The sequence below is a fragment of the Aerolutibacter ruishenii genome, assembly GCF_007830115.1.
Lineage (GTDB): Bacteria > Pseudomonadota > Gammaproteobacteria > Xanthomonadales > Xanthomonadaceae > Aerolutibacter > Aerolutibacter ruishenii.
In genome coordinates, this window is the sequence record NZ_VLKP01000006.1 from 35497 (window position 1) to 60745 (window position 25249).

The window sequence follows — 25249 nt, forward strand, 5'->3', positions numbered from 1 at the left end:
ATGAACAGCACGGCCCGCCTTGCCGCCCTGTCCCTCGCCATCGCTTTCACCGTGGCCGCCTGCAAGCCGGCCGCCGACTCCCAGGCACCGGCCTCGGGTGCTGCCACGCCGACGGCCAGCGCTGCTGCGCCCGCGGGCGACCGGGTGTCCGTGGAGATCACCGGGGCAGGCGCCACGTTCATCTATCCGCTGCTGTCCAAGTGGTCGGACGTGTACAACAAGTCCACTGGCGCCAAGATCAACTACCAGTCCATCGGCTCGGGTGGCGGCATCGCCCAGATCAAGGCTGGCACGGTGGACTTCGGCTCGTCCGACAAGCCGCTGTCCAGCGAGGAACTGGCCGCCGCGGGCCTGGGCCAGTTCCCGTCCGCGATCGGCGGCGTGGTGCCGGTGGTCAACGTGGAAGGCATCACGGCGGGCCAGCTGCGCCTGACCGGCGCGCTGATCGCCGACATCTACCTGGGCAAGATCACCACCTGGAACGATGCGGCCATCGCCGCCGTCAATCCGGGCGTGACCCTGCCGGCCACCAAGATCAACGTGGTCAAGCGCTCCGACGGTTCGGGCACCACCTTCAACTTCGTCAACTACCTGTCCAAGGTCAGTCCGGAGTGGAAGGCCAAGGTGGGCGAAGGCACCTCCGTCACCTGGCCGACCGGTATCGGCGGCAAGGGCAATGAAGGCGTGGCCGCGTACGTGAAGCAGATCAAGGGCTCGATCGGCTACGTCGAACTGGCCTATGCCACCGAGAACAACATGGCCTACACCGCCATGCAGAACGCGTCCGGCAACTGGGTACAGCCCAGCGTCGAATCGTTCCAGGCAGCGGCCGCGACCGCCGACTGGGCCAGCGCCAAGGATTTCAGCCTGGTGATCACCAATGCCCCGGGCGCCGATGCCTGGCCGCTGACCGCCACCAACTTCATCCTGATGTACAAGCAGCCCAAGGACGCCATGCGCAGCCAGGCCGCGCTGGACTTCTTCAAGTGGGCGCTTGAGAGCGGCCAGCCGCAGGCGCAGGAACTGCACTACGTGCCGCTGCCCGCGGATCTGGTCAAGCAGGTCGAAGCGTACTGGGCGGCCGAAATCAAGCGTTGATCCACCGCGCCTGCTGGTCTCGCCCGTCCTCTCCCCGGGCGTGGCCGGCAGCGCTTTTCATCCCCACCCTGCTCCGCATGGATTCACCTGACCGATGAATGCCACCACCCTCCCTGCCGCAGCATTGAGCGATCGCGACGCCAAGGATGCGCGCGCCGATCGCGGATTCCGCTGGCTGGTTACCGCAGCCGGCATATTTGTCCTGGTTGCACTGATCGCCGTTGCATTCTCGATGCTGTGGGGCGGCCGCGAGGCGCTGCAGAAATTCGGCCTTGGATTCCTGTTCTCCAAGGCGTGGAACCCGGTGGAGCTGGAGTTCGGCGCTCTGGTGCCGATCTACGGCACGATCGTCACCGCGCTCATCGCAATGATGATCGCCGTGCCAGTCAGCTTTGGCATCGCGATGTTCCTGACCGAGATCGCACCCAAGTGGATGCGCGGGACGGTGGGCGCGGCGATCGAACTGCTGGCGGGCATCCCGTCGATCATCTACGGCATGTGGGGCCTGTTCGTGCTCGTCCCGGTGCTGAGCGAACACATCTACCCGTGGATCGATGCCAACATGGGCCAGTGGCCCATCGTCGGCCCGCTGTTTTCAGGCCCGCCGATCGGCCTGGGCATGCTGACTGCCGGCATCGTGCTGGCAATCATGGTGATTCCGTTCATTTCGTCGGTGATGCGAGAAGTGTTCCTCACCGTGCCCGGCCGGCTGAAGGAGTCGGCGTACGCGCTGGGATCCACCCGTTGGGAAGTGGTGTGGGACGTGGTGTTGCCCTACACCCGCTCGGCGGTGATCGGCGGCATCTTCCTGGGCCTGGGCCGCGCCTTGGGCGAGACGATGGCGGTGACCTTCGTCCTGGGCAACGCGCATGAGCTGACTGCGTCACTGCTGATGCCGGGCAACTCCATCGCCGCCACCATCGCCAACGAATTCGCCGAAGCCGATTCGGAGATGTACCGCTCCGCCCTGATCCTGCTCGGCGCCGTGCTGTTCCTGGTGACCTTCGTCGTGCTTTCGATCGCCCGGCTCATGCTCCGCCGGCTGGCCAAGAAGGAGGGCAACTGATGTCCCTGCTGTCGAACACCGCGTCGCTGTATGGCTATCGCCGCATGAAGAACATCGCTGCGCAGGCACTGGCGATCGCCGCAACGATCTTTGGCCTGTTCTGGCTGGTGTGGATCGTGTGGACCACGCTGACCAAGGGCCTGGCTTCGATCAACCTCGACCTGTTCACCAAGATGACCCCTCCGCCCGGCGACACGGGCGGCATGCTCAATGCGTTCTTCGGCAGCGTGGTGATGAGCCTGCTCGGCATCGTGCTGGGCGCGCCGATCGGCGTGCTGGCCGGCACGTTCCTCGCCGAGTACTCGGGCAAGAGCTGGGTCGGCGAGACCGTGCGCTTCGTCAACGACATCCTGCTGTCGGCGCCATCCATCGTGCTGGGCTTGTTCGTCTATGCGCTGGTGGTGGCCCAGATGGGGCACTTCTCCGGCCTGGCGGGCGCCATCGCGCTGGCCTTCATCGTGTTGCCGGTGGTGGTGCGCACCACCGACGAAATGCTGCAGCTTATCCCGGCGCAGATGCGCGAGGCGGCGCTCTCGCTCGGCATTCCGCAGTGGAAGGTGACCCTGCAGGTACTGTACCGCTCGGCCATGCCGGGCATCGTCACCGGCATCCTGCTGGCGCTGGCGCGCATCAGCGGCGAAACCGCGCCGCTGCTGTTCACCGCGCTCAACAACCAGTACTGGACCACCGACATTCTGTCGCCGATGGCCAACGTGCCGGTAGTGATCTTCCAGTACGCGATGAGCCCATACGACAGCTGGCACACGCTGGCCTGGGCGGGCGCCTTCGTCCTGACCCTGTTCGTGCTGCTGGTGAGCCTGGTCGCGCGCGCCATCGTCGCGCGCAACAAGGTGGCCCATGACTGAATTTGCCTATTCCAATTCCCGGACCCCGGACATGAACGACGCCCGCATCCACCTTGCCACGGCCCACCACGCGCCGGTGGCCGATACCGCGCCGGTCAAGCTGGCCGCGCGCAACCTGGACTTCTACTACGACCAGTTCCGCGCGCTGAAGGGCATCAACCTGGATATCCCCGAGAAGCGCGTCACGGCGCTGATCGGTCCGTCCGGCTGCGGCAAGTCGACCCTGCTGCGCGTGTTCAACCGCATCTACGCGCTGTATCCGAAGATGGAAGCCAAGGGCGAAGTGCTGCTGGACGGACAGAACGTGCTGGACGCCAAGTACCCGATGAACCGCCTGCGCAGCAAGGTGGGCATGGTGTTCCAGAAACCGGTGCCGTTCCCGATGACCATCTTCGAGAACGTGGCCTACGCCATCCGCCACCATGAGCGCCTGTCGAAGGCGGAGATGGCCGTGCGCGTGGAGCAGGCGCTGAACCAGGCCGCGCTGTGGGACGAAGTCAAGGACAAGCTTGGCCAGAGCGCGCTCGGCCTGTCGGGCGGCCAGCAACAGCGCCTGTGCATCGCGCGCGCCGTGGCCCTGCGTCCGGACGTGCTGCTGCTGGACGAGCCGACCTCGGCGCTGGACCCGATTTCCACCAGCCGCATCGAACAGCTGATCGAAGAGCTCAAGCACGACTACACCATCGCGATCGTCACCCACAACATGCAGCAGGCGGCCCGTGTATCGGACTACACCGCGTTCATGTACCTCGGTGACCTGGTCGAGCATGGCGCGACCGAAGTGATCTTCTCCAACCCGACCAAGCAGCAGACCGAGGATTACATCACCGGCCGCTTCGGTTGATCGAGCACACTCCATGGGCACCAATCCAATGAACGAGCATATCGTCAAGAGCTACGACGAAGAACAGCGCCGCCTGCTCAACGAAACCCTGCGCATGGGCGAGATGGCTGCCGCGCAGCTGGAATCCGCGCTGGACGTACTGGCCCGCCGCGACGACAAGGCCGCTGAGCGCATCATCGCCAACGACGAGGCTATCGACGCGCTTGAGAACGAGATCAGCCACGACGTGATGAAGCTGGCGCTGCGTGGCCCGATGGCCCGCGACCTGCGCGAGATCCTGGCCGCGATCCGCATCGCCTCGGACATCGAGCGCATTGGCGACTACGCCGCCAATGCGGCCAAGCGCTCCACCGCGCTGAACCTGCTGCCGCCGCTGCCGCAGATCGTGGGCCTGCAGGCATTGGGCGTGCTGGCGGTCAAGCAGCTGCGCGCAGTGCTGGAAGCCTACCGGACCAACGACGTCGACCTGGCCCAGTCGGTGCGCGCCGGCGATGCCACCGTCGATGCGGCCTACACGGCGCTGTTCCGCGAGCTGCTGACCTACATGATGGAAGACCCGCGCAACATCACGCCCTGCACCCACCTGCTGTTCATCGCCAAGAACCTGGAGCGCATCGGCGACCACGCCACCAACATCGCCGAGAACGTCTGGTTCCTGGTGCGTGGCGAGGAAACGCTGCCGCCGCGCGAAAAGCGCGACCTGAGCAACACGGTCACCTGAAGTCCCGGTCCGCCCGGCGTGCAACGCGCTGGGCGGGCGTCACCTGACCGGGGGGCGGAATCGCCTCCCCTGCACGCTGCCAAGCGTCGCGCAAGCAGAGTAGGATTGGCTTCCCACGCGGCATATGCCGCATCAATGGAGAGCCAACCATGTCCCGCAGCAAGAAGCCGATGCTGTCCGCCACCGCCCTGGCCGGCGGCCTGATCCTCGCTGGCTCCGCCTTTGCCGCCACCCCGCTGGCGCAGGGCTACATGCTGGGTACCCAGAGCTCCCCCACCGCCGGAAAGGCCGAAAAGTCGGGCGAGGCGGCGTGTGGCGCCAAGCACGCCGCGGGCAACTGCGGCGGCATGATGCGTGGCCACGGCATGGCCATGATGGACGCCAACAAGGATGGCAAGGTGACGCGCGCCGAGTTCGACGCGGGCCATGCCGCGATGTTCGCCAGGATGGACACCAACAAGGACGGCACCATCGACGCCGCAGAGATGAAGGCCCACCAGCAGAGCATGATGGGCGGCGCCAAGGCCGGTGAAGGCAAGTGTGGCGAGGGCAAGTGCGGCTCGATGTAAGCCGCGGGTTGTTGGCGTAACCATGGCGGCGATGCACGGGCTTGCACCGGACGCCGCAGGCCTTGGCCTGCGGCGCGCGTTGCTGGGCCCGATGCGCGCCGCCCCTCCGGGCAGCTTCGACTTCCTCGAAGCAGCCCCGGAAAACTGGATGGGCGTGGGTGGCCGCCTGGGCGAGGCCTTCGCTGACCTCGCCGTCCGCCACCCCATCGTCTGCCATGGCCTGTCGCTCTCGCTGGGGGGCACGACACCACTGGACGACACGCTCCTCGCACGCCTGCGACAGTTCCTCGACCGCATTGGCTGCGTGCTCTACAGCGAACACCTCAGCGCCTGCAGCGATGACCAGGGGCAGCTGTACGACCTGATGCCCCTGCCGTTCAACCGCGGTGCGGTCGAGCACGTCGTCGCACGCATTCGCCAGGTGCAGGACGCGCTGGGCCGGCGCATCGCGGTGGAGAACATCTCGTACTACGCCGCGCTGCTGCCCGAGGGTGGTCCCGGCGCGCTGCGAGAAAGCGACTTCATCAACGAGGTGGTGTCGCGCGCGGATTGCGACCTGTTGCTGGACGTCAACAACATCGTCGTCAACGCCACCAACCACCGGTACGACCCGCTGGACTTCCTGCATGCGATGCCCGGCGATCGCATCACCTACCTGCACGTGGCCGGCCATTACGACGAGGCCGAGGACCTGAAGATCGACACCCACGGCGCGCCGGTCAGCCACCCCGTGTGGGACCTGCTGGCGGAAACCTACCGCCACTTCGGCCCGCGCCCGACATTGCTGGAGCGCGACTTCAACCTGCCGCCGCTGGATGAATTGCTGGGCGAGCTGGCCACCGTGCGCGGCCACCTGGCGGCCGCCCATCGCACTGTCCAACGCCATGCGGCCTGAGTCGCGCGACCCCATGGCGACGACCGATGCCATGCCCACCAGGCACGCGCCACCGCACGCGGCCACCGACCCTCTGGCCGCGCTGCGCACGCTCGCCGGGCACATCCGCGACCCAGACCATGCGCCCGCACCCGAGGGCATCGAGGTACGCCGCCTGCAGGTGTACCGGGAGCTGTTCTTCAACAACGTGCAGGGCCTGCTCGCCGGCAACTTCCCGGTCATCCGGCGCATCCTCGATGACGCCACGTGGATGGCGCTGCTGCGCGACTTCTACCGCGAGCATCCGGCGCGCACGCCGCTGTTCCCCGAACTGCCGCGCGAGTTCCTGCATTACCTCGACACCCGTGCCGATCAGGGCCGCTCCGACCCCGCGTGGCTGCGCGAACTGGCGCACTACGAATGGGTGGAACTGGCCCTGCAATTGCACGAAACCACACCGGCGGACGTGCCCCACGACCCCACCGGCGACCTGCTCGGCGGCCAGCCTTTGATCTCGCCGCTGGCCTGGCCGCTGGCCTACCACTGGCCGGTGCACCAGTTGGCCCCCGATTACCTGCCCGATGCGCCCCCTGCGGCGCCGACACTGCTGCTCCTGCTGCGCCGTGACGATGGCCAGATCGACTTCCAGGCCCTGAGCCCGCTGACCTACCGGCTGCTGGAGCGCCTGGAAGCTTTCCCGCAACTGAGCGGGCGGGAGCAACTTGAAGCGTTGGGCGCTGAAGCCGGCACCGATGACGTGGAGGCCTTCGTCCGCCAGGGTGCCACGATGCTGGCCCAGCTGGGCCGCGATGGCGTGCTGGTCGGCACCCAACGCGCCTGACCCACCCGGCACGGATCGGCTGCCGCGGTGCCTCTGCTACGCTATTCCCGATGAATGACGCCAGCAACGCCCCCGTCGCCGTTCCCTTTCCCAGCATGGCCTCGCGTTTCCGCGGGTTCCTGCCGGTGGTGGTGGACGTGGAAACCGGCGGCTTCGACTGGAACCGGCACGCATTGCTGGAAATCGCGGTGGCGCCCATCGACCTCGATGCAAACGGCCAACTGGTCGTCGACGAGGTCACCAGCAGCCACGTGATCCCGGCCACCGGGACGGAGATCGATCCGAAATCGCTGGAAGTCACCGGCATCGACATCAACAACCCGTTGCGCGGCGCATTGCACGAGCGTGCCGCGCTGGACCTGGTGTTCACCCCGGTGCGCGAGGCGATGAAGAAGCATGGCTGCCAGCGCGCGATCCTGGTGGGCCACAACGCGCACTTCGACCTGAACTTCCTCAACGCGGCGGTGGCGCGCTGCGGGCACAAGCGCAACCCCTTCCACCCGTTCAGCGTGTTTGACACGGTCACGCTGGCGGGCGTGGCGTACGGGCAGACGGTGCTGGCCCGCGCGGCGCAGGCCGCCGGGTTGGACTGGGATGGCTCCTACGCCCACTCCGCGGTGTACGACACCGAGCGCACCGCGCAGTTGTTCTGCCGCATCGTCAATGCCTGGGGCGCCGCGGCCGCCGGCTCATCGACGTAAGCTGCGGCGCAGCAACCACGCCGCGTAGATGCTGAACGTCAGGGCCAGGATGCCCAGTACCACCAGCCACCAGCCCTCGCGGCGGACCAGGCCTTCCCCCGCCAGCACGGTGCCGACCGCATAGGGCAGTTCGGCGATGGCCAAGGCCGACAGGTACACCGGGAAACGCACGCCCAACAGGCCGCACAGGTAGCCTGGCACTTCCGAGGGCAGCGCGAACTGCAGCAGCAGGACGACCGGGAAATGCGCCTCGCGCGGCACTTTGTCGGCGTAGAAATCGACCAGCTTGGCGGCGCGTGCGGAGTGCACCAGCGGGCGACGGAACAAACGCCCCATCCAGTACGCACTGATACCGCCCAGCAGCCAGCCCAGCCACAGCAGGCCGACGGTGACGGGCACGCCCCACGTGTATACAGCCACCGGCACCAGCAGTGCGCTGGAGAAGAACGCGAGCATCGCCGACGCCGCCGAGAGCGCCACGAACAACAGCCCGCCGGTCACAGGATGCGCAGCGATCACCGGCTCGGCCGCCGACAGCAACCGATGCAGCGCCGCATTGGTGCTGTCCATCGACAGCAATCCGGTCAGCAGCGCCAACCCCAACAGGACGAAGACGGCCTGCCGCCAATGCGAAGCCAGACGTTGCTGGAATGGAGTCATGACGCCAGTTTCAAGCCGACGAGACCGGCCACGATCAGCAGCACGCTGACCATGCGCAACGCATTCATCGGTTCATTGAACAACAGCACCCCCAGGATGACCGTGCCAACCGCCCCCACACCTACCCAAACGGCGTAGGCGGTGCCCACCGGCAGTGACTTCATCGCCAGCCCCAGCAACCCCAGACTGACCAGCATGGCCGCGGCGGTGCCCAGGGACGGCCAGAGGCGGGTGAAGCCTTCGGTGTACTTCAGGCCAATGGCCCAACCGACTTCGAACAGACCGGCCACAATCAGCAGGAACCAAGCCATGACGCACCTCCGTAGTGGCTGGGGCCGTCCCCGGATGAGCATGGAGCGGCGGGGTCGTCCCCGCTTCCCGACTTGGGTGGCGACAGCATGGCCACGTGCGCATGAACGTCCGCGCACCGCGCGGCCGGCGCCATCAACCCGCGACGCGCTGGCGCACCGCCTCGAACAGGGTCACGCCGGCGGCCACCGACACGTTGAGGCTTTCCACCTCGCTGCCGCCGGGCATCGGGATCTTGACCAGCTGGTCGCAATTCTCCCGGGTCAGGCGGCGCAGGCCATCGGATTCGCCGCCCAGCACCAGCGCCACGTTGCCGCGCAGGTCAACCGCGTAGAGCGAGGCTTCGGCTTCGCCCGCCAGGCCGTACAGCCACACGCCCTGCTTCTGCAGGTCGCGCAGGGTGCGCGCCAGGTTGGTGACCGGGACCACCGGGATGCTGTCGGCCGCGCCGGCGGACGTCTTGCGCACGGTGGCGTTGACCTGCACCGACTTGTCCTTGGGGATGATCACCGCCGTGGCACCCGCCGCGGCGGCACTGCGCAGGCAGGCACCGAGGTTGTGCGGGTCCTGCACGCCGTCCAGCACCAGCAGCAGCGCACGCCCGTCGGCGGCTTCGACCAGCCCTTCCAGGTCGTTCTCGCCGTAGGTCTTGGCCGCGGCATAGCGCGCGACCACGCCCTGGTGGCGCAGATTGCCCACCACACCGTCCAGCGCCTGCGTCGCGACCTTGCGCACGGCAATGTCCAGGCGCTGCGCGCGGTTCTCGATCTCGGCCAGGCGCGGGTTCTTGGCGCCGGCTTCGATCAGCACCTCGCGCACGTGCTCGGCGTCGTGCTCAAGCGCGGCCGAGACGGCATTGATGCCGGCAATCCACTGTTTCTGGCTCATTCGGGTTCCGGGGGACGGGCCGCTACAGGGAACTGCGGCGATGCGTGGGGGCCGCCAGTGGCGGCCGGGCCGGCCATTTTCCCACATTCTCCCGAGGGGTGACCGATACCCGGCCACCTGCGCCCACACGCCGCAGCGCCCCAGGCAACGACCGCCCCCGACTGCTTCACGGACTGCCAACTACCCTGTCCCGTCCGCAGCCCTCCTGCGGACAATCGGCCGCCGCCGGGAGTCAGTACTTCTGCTTCACCCGCTTGGCCGGCTGTCCTCGCGGCGGCAGGGGTTTGACGCCCCGTTCCTCCACCAGGCGGAAGTCGATGCGACGGTCCTCCACGCTGGCCTTGAGCACCACGATGTCCACCCGGTCGCCGAGACGGAACTCGCGGCCCATGCGCTCACCCGTGAGCGTGCGGCGGATCGGGTCGAAGTGGTAGTAGTCGTACGGCAGCTGGGTCACGTGGATCAACCCGTTGACCTTGGAATCGTCGAGCTCCACGAACAGGCCGAAACTGGTCACGCCGCTGATCACACCGGAGAACTCGCCGCCCACGTGGCGTTCCATCCACGCGGCGCGATAACGCTCGTCCACCTCGCGCTCGGCCTCGTCGGCACGGCGTTCGCGCTCGGAGGACTGCAGCGCCAGCTGCGCCATCTCACTGGGCGAATACTTGAACTTCTCCGGGCGCACCCCGCTCAGTGCGTGCTTGATCGCACGGTGCAGGAGCAGGTCGGGATAGCGGCGGATCGGCGAGGTGAAGTGCGCGTACGCCTCCAAGGCCAGGCCGAAATGGCCGACGTTGCCGGTGGCGTACACCGCCAGGCTCTGGCTGCGCAGCAGCACCGATTCCAGCAGGGCGGCGTCGGCGCGCTCGCGGATCTTCTTCAGCAACTGGGTGAAATCGCGCGGCTCCACCTGCCCCCACGCCGGCATGCGCAGGCCGAACTCCTTCAGGAATTCCTGCAAGTCGGCGTATTTCTGCTCCGGCGGGCGTTCGTGGATACGGAATGGCGCTGGCACGTCGGCGTCGATCACGAACTTCGCCGCCTCCACGTTGGCCGCGATCATGCACTCCTCGATCAGCTTGTGCGCGTCGTTCCGCTGCAGCATGCCGGCCTGCACCACCTCGCCCTTGGGCCCGAGCACGAAGCGCACCTCACTGGACTCGAACTCGATCGCGCCGCGGCGTTCGCGCGCCTTCGACAGCACCTGGTAAAGCTGGTGCAGGCGCTGGACCTGGGGCAGGAGCGAGCCGATCACGCCCAGCGCGTCCTCATGCGCATCCTCCGGGATGCCGTCGCCCACCGCGTTCCAGACCTGGGTATAGGTCAGGCGCGCGTGTGAGTGCATCACCGCTTCGTAGAACTTCGACTCCGTGACCTCGCCCTTGCGGTTGACCTGCATGTCGCAGACAAAGCACAGGCGGTCCACCTTGGGTTTGAGCGAGCAGATGCCATTGGACAGCGTCTCCGGCAGCATCGGCACCACGAAGCCGGGGAAATACACCGACGTGGCCCGCTTCTGCGCCTCGTCGTCCAGCGGCATGCCGGGCCGCACGTAGTGCGAGACGTCGGCGATGGCCACCACCAGGCGGAATCCGTTGCGGGTGGGCTCGCAATACACGGCGTCATCGAAGTCCTTGGCATCCTCGCCGTCGATGGTCACCAGCGGCAGCTGTCGGATGTCGACCCGGCCGGCGATCTCGGCCGGCTGCACGTCCACCGGTACCGCGGCCGCTTCGGCCAATACCGCGGCGGGGAATTCGTGCGGCAGTTCATGGCCATGGATCGCGGCCTGCACCGCCAGCGAGGCGGTCAGGCGGTCCCCCAGCACGGTCAGCACGCGGCCGATCGGCGGGCGGTTGGTATCGGGCGCCTGTACCAGTTCGCATACCACCAGCTGGCCGTTCTGCGCGTCCATCCGCGCATCGGCCGGAATCATCACGTTGCGCTGGATGCGACGGTCGTCGGGCACCACATAGCTGATGCCCGCCTCGACGGTGAAGCGGCCGATCAGGCGGTTGAGGCGGCGCTCCAGCACCTCGACGATGGAACCCTCGCGGCGGCCGCGACGGTCCACGCCGGTCACGCTGGCCAGCACGCGGTCGCCGTGCATCGCCTTGCGCATCTCGAACGGCGGCAGGAACAGGTCGTCGCCACCGCCCGCATCCGGACGCAGGAAACCGAAACCGTCCGGATTGGCGATGACGATGCCGGGAATCAGGTCCAGCCGCTGCGCGGGCACGAAGCCGCCGCGGCGGTTCTGCAGCAGCTGGCCGTCGCGCAACATGGCCCGCAGGCGGTTGCTCAGTGCTTCGAAGCGGTCCGCATCTGTCAGGCCCAGGCGTTCGGCCAGCGTGGCGGCGTCCATGGGACCATCGGCGGCGGTGATGAGCTGCAGGATCATCTCGCGGCTGGCGATGGGGCGCTCATAGCGCGCGGCCTCGCGGTCGGCAAACGGGTCACGTTGCCCCGGACCCCCGGCACGCGAGGCCCGTGCGGGCGTCGTGGCGGCTGTGCGCGGCTTGATGCCGCTGGACACCGGCTCCGGCATCCAACCCGGTCGCTTGGCCGCCGGCTTGGCCGAGGTCGCCTTGCCGGCGCCCGCGCCGCGATCTCCCTGGCGCTTGCCACCCGCCCCGGTCGGCTTGCCGGTACCGCTGAAACCAGCGCCGGCCTTGCCTGCGCCACCCTTGCCACGTCCCGTGGATTTTTTCGTCATGGCACGAATGGTCTCACATCGCCATGAACGCGGCGTCGCGGCATGTCCTGGTTCGACCGACGTCGCCACGAACGGTCGGCCACCGGAGTTGCCGCAAATCAAGGACTGCGCGAGCGCACCGCCCTAGCCTGCCCAAGTCCACCCAGTGGTGCCTGCCATGCCTTCGAACCAAGACCCCGCCCACGACCTCGCCCGGCAGCTGCTTCCACTGCTGGACCTCACCCGGCTGGGCGACGACGACACAGCGCAGCAGATCGAAGCGCTGTGCGCGGCGGCGCGGTCGGCCGATCCTGCTCCGGCCGCCGTGTGCATCTACCCGGAACACGTCACCACCGCCCGCCGCGCGCTGGGCGAAGCCGGCATCCGTGTCGCCACCGTGGTGAACTTTCCGGACGCCGAAGGCAGCCCTGCCCGCATCCAGCGCGAGGCCCGTCGCGCCATCGCGGCCGGCGCGGACGAAATCGACATGGTGCTGGACTACCACGCGCTGCTGCGCGGCGATGTGGCGCGCGCCCGCGACGGCGTGGTCGCCTGCCGCGAGGCGTGTGGCAGCGGCACCGTCCTGAAGCTGATCCTGGAAACGGGTGCGTTGTCTGACGCGGCGTTGATCCGCCAGGCCAGCCAGATCGGCATCGACGCCGGTGTCGATTTCCTCAAAACCTCCACCGGCAAGACGGCGGTGAGCGCCACGCTGCCTGCGGCGGCCGCCATGCTGGACGCCATCGAGGCGTCCGGTGGGCGCTGCGGCCTCAAGATATCCGGCGGCCTGCGCACGCTTGACGATGCGGCGCCCTACCTGGCGCTGGTGGATGCGCGGATGGGCCCTGGCTGGACCACCCCCGACCATTTCCGCGTCGGTGCCAGCGCGCTGTTCACCGCGCTGCTGGACGCCCTCCACGGACACGACCGCGCATGAGCACGCCCCACCTCGACGCCGCACCCGGCCAGATCGCCCCCACCGTGCTGCTGCCGGGCGACCCGCTGCGCGCCCGCCACATCGCGCGCGAATTCCTCAGCGACGCGACGGAGGCGAACACCCGCCGCAACATGCTGGGCTACACCGGCACCTACCGCGGCCAACGCATCTCGGTGCTGGGCAGCGGCATGGGCATTCCCTCCTGCGCGATCTACGCCACCGAACTGGTGCGCTTCCACGGGGTGCGACGCATCGTGCGCGTGGGCACATGCGGCGGCGTGGGCGATGTCGCGCTGGGCGACATCCTGCTGGCCCAGTCGGCCAGCACGGACTCGCGGTTCAACCGGTTGCAGTTCGGCGGCCATGACCTTGCAGCCTGCGCCGACTTCGAACTCCTTCGCGCGGCCGCGGATGCCGCGACGGCGCTGGGCATTCCCGCCCGGGTGGCCGCCATCTTCAGCACCGACTGCTTTTATGACGGCGACCCGCACCTGATGGAGCGACTGATACGCCATCGCATCGTCGGGGTCGAGATGGAGTCGGCCGGGCTGTACGGGCTGGCCATGCGCGAGGGTCTCCGTGCCTTGTCCGTGCTGGCGGTCAGTGACCACCTGCAGCGGGATGAACACATGGCGCCGGAGCAGCGCGAGCAGGGCCTGTCGGCGATGGTGTCGCTGGTGCTGGAAGCGCTGGCGGCGGATCCGGATTAGCCGCGGCGTAGAAACACGAAACCCCGCACGTTGGCGGGGTTTGCGAAAGGGATTACCCTTTGAATCTGGTGCCCAGGAGAGGACTCGAACCTCCACGGTTTTACCCGCTAGTACCTGAAACTAGTGCGTCTACCAATTCCGCCACCTGGGCATTTCGTTCGGCGATGTTGCTGCCTTGCGAGCCGCGTATTCTGGGACTACGCCTTCACCCTGTCAACTCTTTTCTGCCGGCTTGAAGAAGGATCCGTTCGGGGCTAGGGTTTGGCAAAACCAGTGAACCTGCGGGCGGTGCGCATGGCGCGTCGCCCGCTTCTACTTTTGGAGAAGACCGTGACCAAGTCCGCCCCACCGCCCCTGATGATCTCCCGTTTCGACTGCGAGCGCCTGGAAGCGCTGCTGGAAACCCCCATCGCACGCGGCCTCGACACCCAGGCCCTGCAGGCCGAACTGGAGCGCGCCGAGATCGTCGAGCCGGCCAAGATGCCCGCCGACGTCATCACCATGAACTCGACCGCCCGCTTCCTCGACGAGAACAGCGGCGAAGAGCGCGCGATGACCCTGGTGTTCCCGCGCGATGCCGATGGCAGCGCCGACAAGGTGTCCATCCTCGCCCCGGTCGGCAGCGCGCTGCTGGGCCTGCGCATCGGCGACAGCATCCAGTGGCCCATCCCGGGCGGCCGCACCATCAGCCTGCGCGTGCTGTCCATCCAGTACCAGCCCGAAGCAGCCGGGGACTACACCCGTTGACCAGGTCGGGCCGCAGCCTGAACGGCCCGGCCACGCACGCCACACCGCATCCGGCACGGCCCTGCGTCGCGGCATTTGCGACCGCCGCCGCCTATCGTCCCGGTCCCGGCCCCACGGTCGGGCCGGCGGTTAGAATCGACCGGACACCCGAACGCGCGCGCATCCGCGCATGACGCTTTCGCCATTGAAGTCCGCCCATGAAGTCCGCCATGAATGATTCCGTAAGACCGGCTTTCCACGGCTTCGAGCAGATCCCCCTGCGCGAGTACGCCGAACGCGCCTACCTCGACTACTCGATGTACGTGGTGCTCGACCGCGCCCTGCCGTTCCTCGGTGACGGGCTCAAGCCGGTGCAGCGCCGCATCATCTATTCGATGAGCGAGCTGGGGCTCAATGCCGCCTCCAAGCCGAAGAAGTCGGCGCGCACCGTCGGCGACGTGATCGGCAAGTACCACCCGCACGGCGACAGCGCCTGCTACGAGGCGATGGTGCTGATGGCGCAGCCGTTCTCGTACCGCTACCCGCTGGTGGAGGGCCAGGGCAACTTCGGCTCCACCGACGACCCCAAGTCGTTCGCGGCGATGCGCTACACCGAATCCAAGCTGACCCCCATCGCCGAAGTGCTGCTGGGCGAGCTGGGCCAGGGCACGGTGGACTGGACGCCCAACTTCGACGGCACGCTGGAAGAGCCGTCGTGGATGCCGGCGCGCCTGCCGCACCTGCTGCTCAACGGCACCACCGGCATTGCGGTGGGCATGGCCACCGACGTGCCGCCGCACAACCTCAACGAAGTGGTCAGCGCCTGCGTGCGCCTGCTCGACGATCCGGACGCGACCACCCGCGACCTTTGCGAGCACGTGCTGGGCCCGGATTACCCGACCACCGCGGAGATCATCACCCCGCGCGCCGACCTGCTGCAGATGTACGAGACCGGCCTGGGCAGCGTTCGCGCCCGCGCCGTGTACGAGAAGGACGGCAACAACATCGTCGTCACCGCGCTGCCGTACCAGGCCTCGCCGGGCAAGGTGATCGAGCAGATCGCCGCGCAGATGCGCGCCAAGAAGCTGCCGTGGCTGGAGGACCTGCGCGACGAGTCCGACCACGCCAACCCGACCCGCATCGTGCTGGTCACGCGCAGCAACCGCGTGGACACCGACCAGCTGATGGGCCACCTGTTCGCCACCACCGACCTGGAGAAGAGCTTCCGGGTCAACTTCAACGTGATCGGCCTGGACGGCCGCCCGCAGGTGAAGGGCCTGAAGCAGTTCCTGACCGAGTGGCTGCACTTCCGCACCGACACGGTGACGCGCCGGCTCAAGCACCGCCTCGACAAGGTCGAGCGCCGCCTGCACCTGTTGGCCGGCTTGCTGGTCGCGTTCCTCAACCTGGATGAAGTGATCCGCATCATCCGCACCGAGGACGAGCCCAAGCAGGTGTTGATGGCGCGTTTCAACCTGAGCGAGGAGCAGACCGACTACATCCTCGAGACCAGGCTGCGCCAGCTGGCGCGCCTGGAGGAGATGAAGATCCGCGGCGAAGAAGCCGAGCTGCTGGCCGAGCGCGACCGCATCGTCGCCACGCTGGAGAGCAAGGCCAAACTGAAGAAGCTGGTGAAGGACGAACTGCTGGCGGACGCGAAGAAGTTTGGCGATGCACGCCGTTCACCGCTGGTGGCACGTGGCGCTGCGCAGGCCATCTCCGAGACCGAGCTGGTGCCCAGCGAGCCGATGACCGTGGTGCTCAGCGAAAAGGGTTGGGTGCGTGCGGCCAAGGGTCACGACATCGATGCCGCTGGCCTGAGCTATCGCGAGGGCGACGCGCTGCTGGGCGCGGCGAAGGCACGCAGCACGCAGCAGGTGGCCTTTCTGGACTCGACGGGCCGCGCCTATTCGACCGTGGTGCATTCGCTGCCCTCGGCGCGCGGCAACGGCGAACCGCTGACCGGCCGCTTCTCGCCCGCGGCGGGTGCGGCGTTCCAGGCGCTGGCCAGCGGCGAGAACGACACCCGCTTCGTACTGGCGTCCTCGCACGGCTACGGCTTCGTCACCCGCTTCGAGAACCTGACCGGACGCAACAAGGCCGGCAAGGCGATGCTGTCGCTCACGCCGGGCGCCAAGGTGCTGCAGCCGGCGGCGGTAGGCGCGGTGGACCAGGACCGCGTGGTCGCGGTGACCAACGTCGGCCACCTGCTGGCGTTCCCGGTGAGTGAGTTGCCTGAGCTGGACAAGGGCAAGGGCAACAAGCTGATCGACATCCCGAAGGCCAAGCTGGGCACCGAGCGCGTGGTGGCGGTGGCGGTGGTGCCGGCCGGTGGCGCGCTGACGGTGAAGTCCGGCGCGCGCACGATGTCGCTGTCGTGGAAGGACCTCGAGGCATACGTCGGCGCACGGGCGACGCGTGGTGGATTGTTGCCGCGGGGCTGGCAGAAGGTCGATGGTCTGGATGTCTGATTGCGAAGCCGCGGCATGCGCTGCGGCGGGCTCGAATCCACCACGCGCCCACTGCAGGGCGGCACGGCGGAACGTGAAAGGCCTGGACGTCAACTGACGTACCCGCCTCGCACCGCAAACGAGGATTGAATGATGGAACCCGATTTCTGGCACCAGCGCTGGCAGGAAAACCGCATCGGCTTCCACCAGGACAAGGCGACGCCGCTGATGCTCAAGCATTGGCCGTCGCTCGGCGTATCGCCTGGCAGCCGCGTGTTCGTGCCCCTGGCCGGCAAATCGCGGGACATGCTCTGGCTCGCATCGCAGGGCTACCGCGTGCTGGGCGTGGAACTGTCGCAGTTGGCGGTGGAGCAGTTCTTCACCGAGAACGACCTGCCCTACACCCTCACCCAATCCCCCTATGGCCGCCACTACCGCTCCGGCGACATCGAACTGGTCTGCGGCGACGCATTCGAACTCCCCGCCGCCCTGCTTGGCGAATGCGATGCCGTGTACGACCGTGCGGCCCTGATCGCATTGCCACCTCAGATGCGCAGGCGCTATGCGGACGAGCTGTACGCACGCCTCCCGGGACGCTGCCAGGGCATGCTGATCACGCTGGAGTACCCGCAAGCGGAAAAGGAAGGCCCGCCGTTCGCGGTACACGAGGACGAGGTACGGTTGCTGTTTGGCGACCGCTGGGGCGTCCAGTTGCTGGAGCGCAGGGACATCCTCGCGCAGGACCCCGCGTTCGTCCAGGCCGGCGTGACCGCGCTCAACACGGTCGTGTACCAGTTGGATCGCCAACGCTGAGTCGGGCTCAGTGGGCGCGCCAGGCCGCCCACTCCGAGGCCGGCCGGGCCGGCGAGAACAGGAAGCCCTGGCCCAGCTCACAGCCGATCTCCAGCAGATAGTCACACTGTTCGCCGGTCTCGATGCCCTCGGCGATCACGTCCATGCCCAGGGTTTCGGCCATGACCACGACGGCGCGCACCACCGCCTCGCTGCCAGCTTCCTCCCCGCGACGCAGCGCGGTGACGAACGAGCGGTCGATCTTGAGCGAGTGCAACGGGAAGCGATGCAGGTAACTCAGGGACGAGTAGCCGGTACCGAAGTCGTCCAGCGCCGCCACCACACCCGCATCGCGCAGGACTTCCAGCGTGGTCAGCACCTGGTCGGGGTTGTCCAGCAGCGCCCCCTCGGTGAGCTCAAGCCGGATCCGATCGTGGGGTAGGTCATGCGCGTCGAGCATCCGCAGCACCTGGTCGGCCAGCACCGGGGAACGGAAGTGCCGTGGCGACACGTTGATCGTGACGTAGCCCACGTCCTCATGCTGCCGCTGGACCATGCGACAGGTCTTCTCGAACATCTGCCAATCGATCTGCTCGACGCTTCCGCTTTCCTCCGCCACCTCCAGGAACGCCCCTGGGGTCAGCACGCCCCGACTGGGATGACGCCAGCGCAGCAACGCCTCGTAACCGACAACGTGCCGGTCCCGCAATCTCACGATGGGTTGGAAGTACGGCACGAACTCCGAGCGGCGGATTGCGCGGCGCAGGTCGCTTTCCAGCTCCAGCAGCTCCAGCGCCTCACCGTGGAGCCGCTCGTCGAAGATCTCGAACCGCCGTCTTCCGTGCGCCTTGGCGCGGTACATGGCAACATCCGCGTCGCGCAACATCTCCTCGGCCCGCTGGTAGCGCTCGTGCCCAAGCGCGATGCCGATGCTGGCCGAGGTGAACAGCTCCTTGCCGTCGATGTACATGGGCGCGCCCAGGGACTGGATCACCCGCTGTGCGAGATGACACGCCTCTTCGGGCAGGTTGACGTCCTCCAGCAGCATCGCGAACTCGTCCCCGCCCAGACGCGCCACCACGTCGAAGGGACGCACGCAGGCGGCCAGTCGCGTACCCGCCTGTTTCAAGACCTTGTCGCCCGCATGGTGGCCGACACTGTCGTTGATCACCTTGAACCGGTCCAGGTCCAGGAACAGGACCGCGAAACTGTGGTCGGGATTGCGCTGCCGCCGCGCGATGGCACGATCGAGCGCGTCGTAGAGGAAGCCACGGTTCGGTAGTCCGGTGAGTGAGTCGTGGCGCGTTTCGTGCATCAGCTGCTGCTCGACCCGCTCGCGCTCCCGGATCTGCGCGCGCAACTCCCCTACCACCGCCGCCAGTTCCCGGGTGCGGCTTTCCACGCGGCGTTCCAGATCGGCCTGCGCCTGCTTGCGGTCCAGCGCCGTCAGGATGTGCTGTGACACGTACGTGAGCAGCGCCCGGTCGTCGGCTTCGAAATGGACTGCCGGGTCGTAGCTCTGGACCAGGATCGCCCCGCGCACGATGCCTTCCGACACCATCGGCACGCCCAGCACGTCCTCCGCCATGGCGCCGACGTACACCCCTTCGGGAATGCCCAGTTGCGCGGTGACGCGGGCGGGCGGACCCATGACGGGTCGCCCGTGGCGCACCAGGCCCAGGGTCATGGTGTCACGCATCGTCTCCGCCGGCACGTCGACGTCGATGGCCACCAGGTCGGGGTCCATCTCATCAGCGTGGTAGATGAAGCGAAGCGTGTCCCGTTCGTCGTTATGCAGCACGATCAGCAGGTTGCGCGCATACATGAGCCCGCGCACCACGTCATGGATGCAACGCAACATCTCGGCCATGTCCAGCTCGGAACTGGCAAGGTCCGCGATCTGGAACAGCGCCGTCTGCAACCGCTCGCCGCGTTGGCGCTCGCGCACTTCCTGGGTCAGCGCCTGTGTGCGCTCTTCCACCCGCCGTTCAAGCTCATCATGCGCCTGCCTGCGCTCAAGAGCCGTGAGGATGTGCTGTGCGACGAAGGCCAGCAGGGCCTGGTCCGCGTCCGTGTACCGCTGGCCGGGGTCGTATGACTGCACCACCACCGCGCCTTGCACGCGGCCTTCGGCGATCATCGGCACGCCCAGCCAGTCCACGCTCTCGGGCCCGAACTCGCCCGCACCCTCCAGACCCAGTAATTCGCGCAGGCATCGCGAAGGTCCCTGCAACGACCGGCCTTGCCGGATCACGGCCATCGTCAGGCTGTTGGCCAGGCGGGAACCGGGAATCTCCGTGCCCACGTTGAATGCCGTGGGCGACTTCCCGTCAGAGAAGTACATGAAGCGCAAGGTGTCGCGTTCGGGGTTGTAGAGCGAGATCGAGAAATTGTCCGCGTACAGCAACCCCTTGACGACCGCCTGGACGCGCCGGAGCATTTCCTGCATGTCCAGTTCGCTGCTGGCCAGGTCGGCGATCAGGTAGAACGCGCTCTGCAACTTGGCGGCCTTTTCCATCCGGCCGGCTGCGCGCCGCGCCGCGCCCAGCTCAACCTCCACGCGCATCCGCAGGGCCAACAGCGACAGGAACTCCGTCAGGCCAGCCGGTGGCGTGTCGGGCAGCCCGCTGTCTTCGGGCCATTCCGCAAGCATGACGGCCTGCGCGTGCTCGAAAGGATGCGCGGCCAAGAGCCAACCCTGCCGTCCCGCGGGGCGCACAACGCACGCGCGCAGCCGTCTGGCCTCCGCGATCAGCGTCCACTCCGCACGCGACAGCGGTGTGGTTGGCCACTGGTGGCGCACGGGTTCCCCATCAGGAGACAGACCCGACACCCAAACCAGCCGGCCTTCCTCGCAGCCGAACAACATCCCGGCCAGGCGGAGCACCATGTCGTCCAACTCGCTCGCGCTCTCAGGCGCGTGCACAACCCCGGCACGCGCGGCACCACCTCCGGCCGCGACCCCGGACTCACCACGCTGGGACTTGCCATGGAACGTGCTGGCCATTGCCTGAGAAGGGAACGCGGCGACCTGCGGGAAGCGGCCGTCCGTCGGCCACGGAGCTTCCCGCCCCTGCCCCCGCCCCTCCAGCCACGGGTAGTCAGGCCAACGCGGCCTGGTGCACCCCCGCGACTGCCCGGCCCGACGGATCGGCCATGCTGGCGAACGCCGCGTCCCACGCGATCGCGGCTGGCGAGGAGCAGGCGATCGACTTGCCACCCGGCACGGTTTCCGCACAGGCGTCGCCCGGGAACAACTGCTCGAAGATCCGACGGTAGAAGTACGCTTCCCTGGTCTGCGGCGGATTGATCGGGAAACGCTGTTCCGCCGTGGCGAATTCGGCGTCGCTGACCTGCGCCTCGGCGTGCGCCTTCAGTCCATCGATCCAGCCGTAACCGACGCCGTCACTGAACTGCTCCTTCTGCCGCCACAGGATTTCCGCGGGCAGGTAACCCTCGAAGGCCTCGCGCAGGATCGCCTTCTCGATGCGCACGCTGCCGTCCGCGCGCGCGCCGGCCATCTTGTGCGCGGCGTCCATGCGCATGGCCACGTCCAGGAACTCCACGTCAAGGAACGGCACGCGCGGTTCCACACCCCAGGCCATCATCGACTTGTTGGCGCGCAGGCAGTCGTAGCTGTGCAGCGCGTCGAGCTTGCGCACCAGCTCCTCGTGGAACTCGCGCGCGTTGGGCGCCTTGTGGAAGTACAGGTAGCCGCCGAAGATCTCGTCGCTGCCCTCGCCCGACAGCACCATCTTCACCCCCATCGCCTTGATCCGGCGGGCCAGCAGGTACATCGGCGTGGAGGCGCGGATGGTGGTGACGTCGTAGGTCTCGATGTGGCGGATCACCTCGGGCAGCGCGTCCAGGCCTTCCTCGAAGGTGTAGGTGAAGCCATGGTGCACGGTGCCCAGCGCATCGGCGGCGATCCGCGCGGCCTTGAGGTCGGGCGATCCCTCCAGGCCGATCGCGAACGAATGCAGGCGCGGCCACCACGCCTCCGACTGGTCGTCCTCCTCCACCCGACGGCGGGCGAAGCGCGCCGCGCACGCCGCCACCAGCGACGAGTCCAGCCCGCCCGACAGCAACACGCCATAGGGCACGTCGCTCATCATCTGCCGGTGCACCGCGCGCTCGAACGCCTCGCGCAGCTCGGTCCTGTCGGCGGCCACGCCTTCCACCGTGGCGTAGTCGCGCCAGGCGCGCTCGTAGTAGCGGATCGGGGCGCCATCCGCGCAGCGCGGGTCGGCACTGTCGTAGTAGTGGCCGGGCGGGAATGGCGCAACGTCATCGCACACCCGCACCAGCGCCTTCATCTCCGAGGCCACCCACAACCGGCCGTCGGCGTCATGGCCCCAGTACAACGGACAGATGCCCATGTGATCGCGGGCGACCACCACGCGTCGGGTTTCGCGATCCCACAGGGTGAAGGCGAAAATGCCGTTCAACTGTCCCAGCCACGTGCCGACGTCGCGGCCGTCACGGTACAGCGCGTTGACCACCTCGCAGTCCGAGCCGGTCTGGAACGCGTAAGGACGGGCCAGGCGACGTTCGAGGTCGCGGTGGTTGTAGATCTCGCCGTTGACGGCCAGCACCAGTGCGCCATCGGCCGAGCGGATGGGCTGTGCGCCACCGGACGGGTCCACGATGGCCAGGCGCTCGTGCACGAGGATGGCGGCGGCGTCCACGTGCACGCCGCTCCAGTCAGGGCCGCGGTGGCGTTGCCGCGCTGACAACGACAGGGCCAGAGGCCTGAGCGGCGAGAGGTCTACGCCGGGCCGGAGATCGAAGACACCGAGGATGGAACACATGGCGGGGGTTTCCTTGGGAGAGGGAGATGAAACAAAAAGGCCCGCACTTCGCAGTGCAGGCCTTGGAGAGAGCGAGTAGCGTTTACAAGTGCTAGTCGCCGGCCTGCGGGAGGCTGGCGTTGTTATTCACGTTATTGCCGCGCACCAGGGCGCAACCGCGTCCGAGGCGGGCGGTGCAGGTACTGGAGGGAGAGGCAACAGAACTCATGGATTCATCCTGCAGCATCCCCCTGGCCTGCGCAAGCGATGCTTTCCGCTGAAACGAAGCGCAGCAGTCCCACCCCGTTCATCCGATATGCTGATCGCAGGAGGTGCAGGCCATGAAGTGGATTCGCCGGGGGTTCGTGCTGATCGTGGGGGTGGCCGCGGTGGCGGCGCTGCTCGGGTGGTGGTTGCTGCGCGGCAGCCTGCCGCAGCTCGATGGCCAGCTCGCGACGCCGGGACTGTCCGCGCCTGTGACCGTGCAGCGCGACGAACTGGGCATCGTCACGGTGGACGCCGTCAGCGAAGCCGATGCCATGCGCGCGCTGGGGTATGTGCATGCGCAGGAACGCTACTTCGAGATGGACCTGATGCGCCGCACCGCCGCTGGCGAACTCGCGGGCCTGTTTGGCGAACGGGCGGTCGAGCTGGACAAGTCCCGGCGCGTGCACCGCATCCGCGCACGGGTGACGCGTGACCTGGCACGCATTGCCGGTGACAAGCGCGCCGTGCTGGATGCCTATGTCGAAGGCGTCAATGCCGGCCTGGCCGCGCTGCGCACGCGTCCCTGGCCGTATCTCCTGCTGCGCACCCGCCCCGAACCATGGCGTGCGGAGGACAGCGCGCTCACCGGCTTCGCGATGTACTTCGACCTGCACGACCCCGGGAATGCGCGCGAACTGGCGTTGTGGCGCCTGCAGCCGCGTTTGCCCGCGCCCCTGTTCAACCTGCTGGCCTACGACGGCAGCCAATGGGACGCACCGATCGCCGGACGCGCCCGCGGCGATGCGCCCCTGCCTTCCGCGACCGAACTGGACCTGCGCACGCTTGCCGGCGCACGGTCGGCCAGCACCCGCCGCCTGGACGACATCGCCGCCACCGGCAGCAACAACTTCGCGGTGGCCGGCGCGCTCACGCGCGATGGCCGCGCCATCGTCGCCGACGACATGCACCTGGGCCTGCGCGCGCCCAACATCTGGTTCCGCGCCCGCTTGCGCTATGCGGACGCGATGGCCGCGGGCGGCCGCGTGGACGTCACCGGGTTCACCCTGCCCGGTCTTCCCACGGTGGTGGTGGGAAGCAACGGCCACGTGGCTTGGGGTTTCACCAACGGCTATGGCGACTGGCTGGACTGGCGCCGCGAGCGCCCGTGCCCGACACGCAATGTGTCCACGGGTTGTGAACCGACGGTGCGGCATGATGAGCCCATCGCCGTTGCGGGCGGCCGTCCCGAACCCTTCACGGTGGAGGAATCGGCCTGGGGCCCGATCCTGCATCGCGAACCGGACGGCACCGCCCTGGCCCTGCGCTGGACCGCGCACTTGCCGGGCGCGCTGAACTTCGGGCTGAGCCATTTCGCCCGCGCAGGATCGCTCGACCAGGCGCTCGCCTTCGCCGACACCGCCGCCGTACCCGGCCAGAACCTCGTGATCGGCGACCGCACCGGTCGCATCGCGTGGCGCATGCTCGGGCCCATGCCACTGCGCGGTGCGGGCTGCTCGATCCACCATCTGGTGGAGGAAGGCGATGCCTGCCGGCCGTGGCCGGTTTCAACTGCCGGGGCGCCGGCCGTGATCGACCCGCCCGCCGGCCGGCTGTGGACCGCCAACAGCCGCGTGGTGGACGGCCACGCGCTCGACCGCATCGGCGACGGAGGCTACGTGCTCGGGACACGGGCCCGGCAGATCCGCGATGCGCTGTTCACGCACGAGCAATTCGACGAGCGCACCCTGCTCGCCATCCAGCTCGATGACCGGGCCGGGCTGCTGACCCCGTGGTGGCACCTGTTGCGTGACAGCGCCGCACGCACCCGGCGTCCAGCGCTGACGGCCCTGGCCACGGCGGCCAAGCATTGGGAAGGCCGCGCCGCGGCGGATGCGGTGAGTTACCGGCTGGTGCGCACCTGGCGACTGGCGGTCAACCGCCGCATCGAAGCCGGCCTGCTGGCGCCGGCCCGCGCCGCACTGGGTGACAATGCGGCGCTGCCCTCGTTGCCGCAGCTGGAAGGCGTGGCGTGGCCGATGGTCACCGCGCGGCCCGCGCATTTGCTGCCGACGGGCTACGCCTCGTGGGACGCTTTGCTGGAGGATGCTGCCATCGAAACCCGCGATGCGCTCATGCGCCAGGGGCCGCTGGAACAGCGCACCTGGGGCGAGCAGAACACGGCCAACATCTGCCATCCGCTGGCCGGCGCGCTGCCCGCCTTCGCCAAACCGTGGCTGTGCATGCCGTTTGAACCGCTGCCGGGCGATACGGCCGTGCCGCGCGTGCAGACGCCCGACAAGGGTGCGTCGCAGCGCATGGTCGTGGCGCCCGGCCATGAGGCCGAAGGCATCGCGCACATGCCCGGCGGGCAGAGCGGACACCCGCTGTCGCCCTTCTGGGGAGCCGGCCACGACGACTGGGTGCACGGCCGTCCCACGCCGTTCCTGCCCGGGGCGGCCCGGCACACGCTGCGCATGGTGCCTACCCAGCGCTGACGCCGCA

At 68.0% G+C, this 25249-nt stretch carries 21 protein-coding genes and 1 tRNA gene; 15 read left to right on the top strand and 7 right to left on the bottom strand.

Going from position 1 to position 25249, the window contains the following annotated elements:
• The 9 genes from pstS (at nucleotide 1) to rnt (ending at nucleotide 7580) form a co-directional block, all read left to right on the top strand.
• Nucleotides 1-1098 carry a phosphate ABC transporter substrate-binding protein PstS gene (pstS, locus tag IP93_RS08140; RefSeq protein WP_144814313.1) on the top strand — a complete coding sequence of 366 codons (1098 nt, stop codon included), beginning with the start codon at nucleotides 1-3 and terminating at the stop codon, nucleotides 1096-1098.
• 94 nt (nucleotides 1099-1192) lie between these two features.
• A complete protein-coding gene (gene pstC / locus IP93_RS08145) occupies nucleotides 1193-2164 on the top strand; it encodes a phosphate ABC transporter permease subunit PstC (protein WP_144814316.1) in 972 nt (323 codons plus the stop codon).
• Complete coding sequence (gene pstA, locus IP93_RS08150; RefSeq protein ID WP_144814318.1) at nucleotides 2164-3030, top strand: phosphate ABC transporter permease PstA; 867 nt, start codon at nucleotides 2164-2166, stop codon at nucleotides 3028-3030. Before pstC ends, pstA begins: the two co-directional genes overlap by 1 nt.
• Before the next feature lie 31 nt (nucleotides 3031-3061).
• Nucleotides 3062-3874, top strand: coding sequence for a phosphate ABC transporter ATP-binding protein PstB (gene pstB, locus IP93_RS08155; RefSeq protein ID WP_242006818.1), 813 nt, complete (start codon nucleotides 3062-3064; stop codon nucleotides 3872-3874).
• A gap of 13 nt (nucleotides 3875-3887) precedes the next feature.
• On the top strand, nucleotides 3888-4595 hold the full coding sequence (gene phoU / locus IP93_RS08160) for a phosphate signaling complex protein PhoU (protein WP_144814324.1): 708 nt from the start codon (nucleotides 3888-3890) through the stop codon (nucleotides 4593-4595).
• 149 nt (nucleotides 4596-4744) lie between these two features.
• Nucleotides 4745-5164 (top strand): HvfA family oxazolone/thioamide-modified RiPP metallophore, encoded by a 420-nt coding sequence (locus IP93_RS08165; protein WP_144814326.1) that lies wholly within the window; start codon nucleotides 4745-4747, stop codon nucleotides 5162-5164.
• A 31-nt stretch (nucleotides 5165-5195) separates the two neighbouring features.
• Nucleotides 5196-6059, top strand: a complete 864-nt coding sequence (locus tag IP93_RS08170; RefSeq protein WP_144814675.1) for an HvfB family MNIO-type RiPP peptide maturase — start codon at nucleotides 5196-5198, stop codon at nucleotides 6057-6059.
• A 13-nt stretch (nucleotides 6060-6072) separates the two neighbouring features.
• Nucleotides 6073-6879 (top strand): HvfC family RiPP maturation protein, encoded by an 807-nt coding sequence (locus IP93_RS08175; protein ID WP_242006809.1) that lies wholly within the window; start codon nucleotides 6073-6075, stop codon nucleotides 6877-6879.
• Between the two features lie 50 nt (nucleotides 6880-6929).
• Entirely contained in the window at nucleotides 6930-7580 is a 651-nt protein-coding gene (rnt, locus tag IP93_RS08180; protein ID WP_144814332.1) for a ribonuclease T, read from the top strand.
• Here the strand turns inward: rnt and IP93_RS08185 are convergent.
• The 4 genes from IP93_RS08185 to rnr all read right to left on the bottom strand — a co-directional run bounded on the left by IP93_RS08185 (nucleotide 7569) and on the right by rnr (nucleotide 12156).
• Nucleotides 7569-8240, bottom strand: coding sequence for a VTT domain-containing protein (locus IP93_RS08185; RefSeq protein WP_144814335.1), 672 nt, complete (start codon nucleotides 8238-8240; stop codon nucleotides 7569-7571). The genes rnt and IP93_RS08185 overlap by 12 nt on opposite strands.
• Nucleotides 8237-8551: a quaternary ammonium compound efflux SMR transporter SugE gene (gene sugE / locus IP93_RS08190; RefSeq protein ID WP_144814337.1), complete on the bottom strand. Its 315-nt coding sequence runs from the start codon at nucleotides 8549-8551 to the stop codon at nucleotides 8237-8239. The genes IP93_RS08185 and sugE overlap by 4 nt, the downstream gene beginning before the upstream one ends.
• A 133-nt stretch (nucleotides 8552-8684) precedes the next feature.
• Complete coding sequence (gene rlmB, locus IP93_RS08195; RefSeq protein ID WP_144814340.1) at nucleotides 8685-9437, bottom strand: 23S rRNA (guanosine(2251)-2'-O)-methyltransferase RlmB; 753 nt, start codon at nucleotides 9435-9437, stop codon at nucleotides 8685-8687.
• A gap of 232 nt (nucleotides 9438-9669) precedes the next feature.
• Complete coding sequence (rnr, locus tag IP93_RS08200) at nucleotides 9670-12156, bottom strand: ribonuclease R (RefSeq protein WP_144814342.1); 2487 nt, start codon at nucleotides 12154-12156, stop codon at nucleotides 9670-9672.
• 157 nt (nucleotides 12157-12313) lie between these two features.
• Here rnr and deoC point away from each other — a divergent pair, with 157 nt between their 5' ends.
• The gene (gene deoC, locus IP93_RS08205; RefSeq protein ID WP_144814344.1) at nucleotides 12314-13072 is read left to right on the top strand and encodes a deoxyribose-phosphate aldolase; all 759 of its coding nucleotides are present in this window, start codon (nucleotides 12314-12316) and stop codon (nucleotides 13070-13072) included.
• A complete protein-coding gene (gene deoD, locus IP93_RS08210; RefSeq protein ID WP_144814347.1) occupies nucleotides 13069-13782 on the top strand; it encodes a purine-nucleoside phosphorylase in 714 nt (237 codons plus the stop codon). The genes deoC and deoD overlap by 4 nt, the downstream gene beginning before the upstream one ends.
• 66 nt (nucleotides 13783-13848) lie before the next feature.
• Here the strand turns inward: deoD and IP93_RS08215 are convergent.
• Nucleotides 13849-13933: transfer RNA gene (locus tag IP93_RS08215), tRNA-Leu, on the bottom strand.
• Nucleotides 13934-14112: 179 nt separating this feature from the next.
• Between IP93_RS08215 and rnk the strand changes: the two genes are divergently transcribed.
• The 3 genes from rnk to IP93_RS08230 all read left to right on the top strand — a co-directional run bounded on the left by rnk (nucleotide 14113) and on the right by IP93_RS08230 (nucleotide 17771).
• Complete coding sequence (rnk, locus tag IP93_RS08220; protein ID WP_242006810.1) at nucleotides 14113-14529, top strand: nucleoside diphosphate kinase regulator; 417 nt, start codon at nucleotides 14113-14115, stop codon at nucleotides 14527-14529.
• A gap of 209 nt (nucleotides 14530-14738) precedes the next feature.
• Nucleotides 14739-16979, top strand: coding sequence for a DNA topoisomerase IV subunit A (gene parC, locus IP93_RS08225; protein WP_144814352.1), 2241 nt, complete (start codon nucleotides 14739-14741; stop codon nucleotides 16977-16979).
• A 132-nt stretch (nucleotides 16980-17111) separates the two neighbouring features.
• Nucleotides 17112-17771 (top strand): thiopurine S-methyltransferase, encoded by a 660-nt coding sequence (locus tag IP93_RS08230; RefSeq protein WP_144814676.1) that lies wholly within the window; start codon nucleotides 17112-17114, stop codon nucleotides 17769-17771.
• 7 nt (nucleotides 17772-17778) lie between these two features.
• Here the strand turns inward: IP93_RS08230 and IP93_RS08235 are convergent, their stop codons facing one another.
• Together IP93_RS08235 and asnB are read right to left on the bottom strand one after the other, a co-directional pair.
• Nucleotides 17779-20439 carry an EAL domain-containing protein gene (locus IP93_RS08235; RefSeq protein WP_158636308.1) on the bottom strand — a complete coding sequence of 887 codons (2661 nt, stop codon included), beginning with the start codon at nucleotides 20437-20439 and terminating at the stop codon, nucleotides 17779-17781.
• A gap of 412 nt (nucleotides 20440-20851) precedes the next feature.
• On the bottom strand, nucleotides 20852-22561 hold the full coding sequence (gene asnB, locus IP93_RS08240; protein ID WP_144814357.1) for an asparagine synthase B: 1710 nt from the start codon (nucleotides 22559-22561) through the stop codon (nucleotides 20852-20854).
• 320 nt (nucleotides 22562-22881) lie between these two features.
• Between asnB and IP93_RS08245 the strand changes: the two genes are divergently transcribed.
• The gene (locus tag IP93_RS08245) at nucleotides 22882-25242 is read left to right on the top strand and encodes a penicillin acylase family protein (protein ID WP_144814360.1); all 2361 of its coding nucleotides are present in this window, start codon (nucleotides 22882-22884) and stop codon (nucleotides 25240-25242) included.
• Nucleotides 25243-25249: the final 7 nt, after the last annotated feature.

Excerpts from the sequence above, each read along its gene's own strand:
- pstS (WP_144814313.1), top strand. The coding sequence starts at position 1 with ATGAACAGCACGGCCCGCCTTGCCGCCCTGTCCCTCGCCATCGCTTTC.
- pstC (WP_144814316.1), top strand. The coding sequence starts at position 1,193 with ATGAATGCCACCACCCTCCCTGCCGCAGCATTGAGCGATCGCGACGCC.
- pstA (WP_144814318.1), top strand. The coding sequence starts at position 2,164 with ATGTCCCTGCTGTCGAACACCGCGTCGCTGTATGGCTATCGCCGCATG.
- pstB (WP_242006818.1), top strand. The coding sequence starts at position 3,062 with ATGAACGACGCCCGCATCCACCTTGCCACGGCCCACCACGCGCCGGTG.
- phoU (WP_144814324.1), top strand. The coding sequence starts at position 3,888 with ATGGGCACCAATCCAATGAACGAGCATATCGTCAAGAGCTACGACGAA.
- IP93_RS08165 (WP_144814326.1), top strand. The coding sequence starts at position 4,745 with ATGTCCCGCAGCAAGAAGCCGATGCTGTCCGCCACCGCCCTGGCCGGC.
- IP93_RS08170 (WP_144814675.1), top strand. The coding sequence starts at position 5,196 with ATGCACGGGCTTGCACCGGACGCCGCAGGCCTTGGCCTGCGGCGCGCG.
- IP93_RS08175 (WP_242006809.1), top strand. The coding sequence starts at position 6,073 with ATGGCGACGACCGATGCCATGCCCACCAGGCACGCGCCACCGCACGCG.
- rnt (WP_144814332.1), top strand. The coding sequence starts at position 6,930 with ATGAATGACGCCAGCAACGCCCCCGTCGCCGTTCCCTTTCCCAGCATG.
- IP93_RS08185 (WP_144814335.1), bottom strand. The coding sequence starts at position 8,240 with ATGACTCCATTCCAGCAACGTCTGGCTTCGCATTGGCGGCAGGCCGTC.
- sugE (WP_144814337.1), bottom strand. The coding sequence starts at position 8,551 with ATGGCTTGGTTCCTGCTGATTGTGGCCGGTCTGTTCGAAGTCGGTTGG.
- rlmB (WP_144814340.1), bottom strand. The coding sequence starts at position 9,437 with ATGAGCCAGAAACAGTGGATTGCCGGCATCAATGCCGTCTCGGCCGCG.
- rnr (WP_144814342.1), bottom strand. The coding sequence starts at position 12,156 with ATGACGAAAAAATCCACGGGACGTGGCAAGGGTGGCGCAGGCAAGGCC.
- deoC (WP_144814344.1), top strand. The coding sequence starts at position 12,314 with ATGCCTTCGAACCAAGACCCCGCCCACGACCTCGCCCGGCAGCTGCTT.
- deoD (WP_144814347.1), top strand. The coding sequence starts at position 13,069 with ATGAGCACGCCCCACCTCGACGCCGCACCCGGCCAGATCGCCCCCACC.
- parC (WP_144814352.1), top strand. The coding sequence starts at position 14,739 with ATGAATGATTCCGTAAGACCGGCTTTCCACGGCTTCGAGCAGATCCCC.
- IP93_RS08230 (WP_144814676.1), top strand. The coding sequence starts at position 17,112 with ATGGAACCCGATTTCTGGCACCAGCGCTGGCAGGAAAACCGCATCGGC.
- asnB (WP_144814357.1), bottom strand. The coding sequence starts at position 22,561 with ATGTGTTCCATCCTCGGTGTCTTCGATCTCCGGCCCGGCGTAGACCTC.
- IP93_RS08245 (WP_144814360.1), top strand. The coding sequence starts at position 22,882 with ATGAAGTGGATTCGCCGGGGGTTCGTGCTGATCGTGGGGGTGGCCGCG.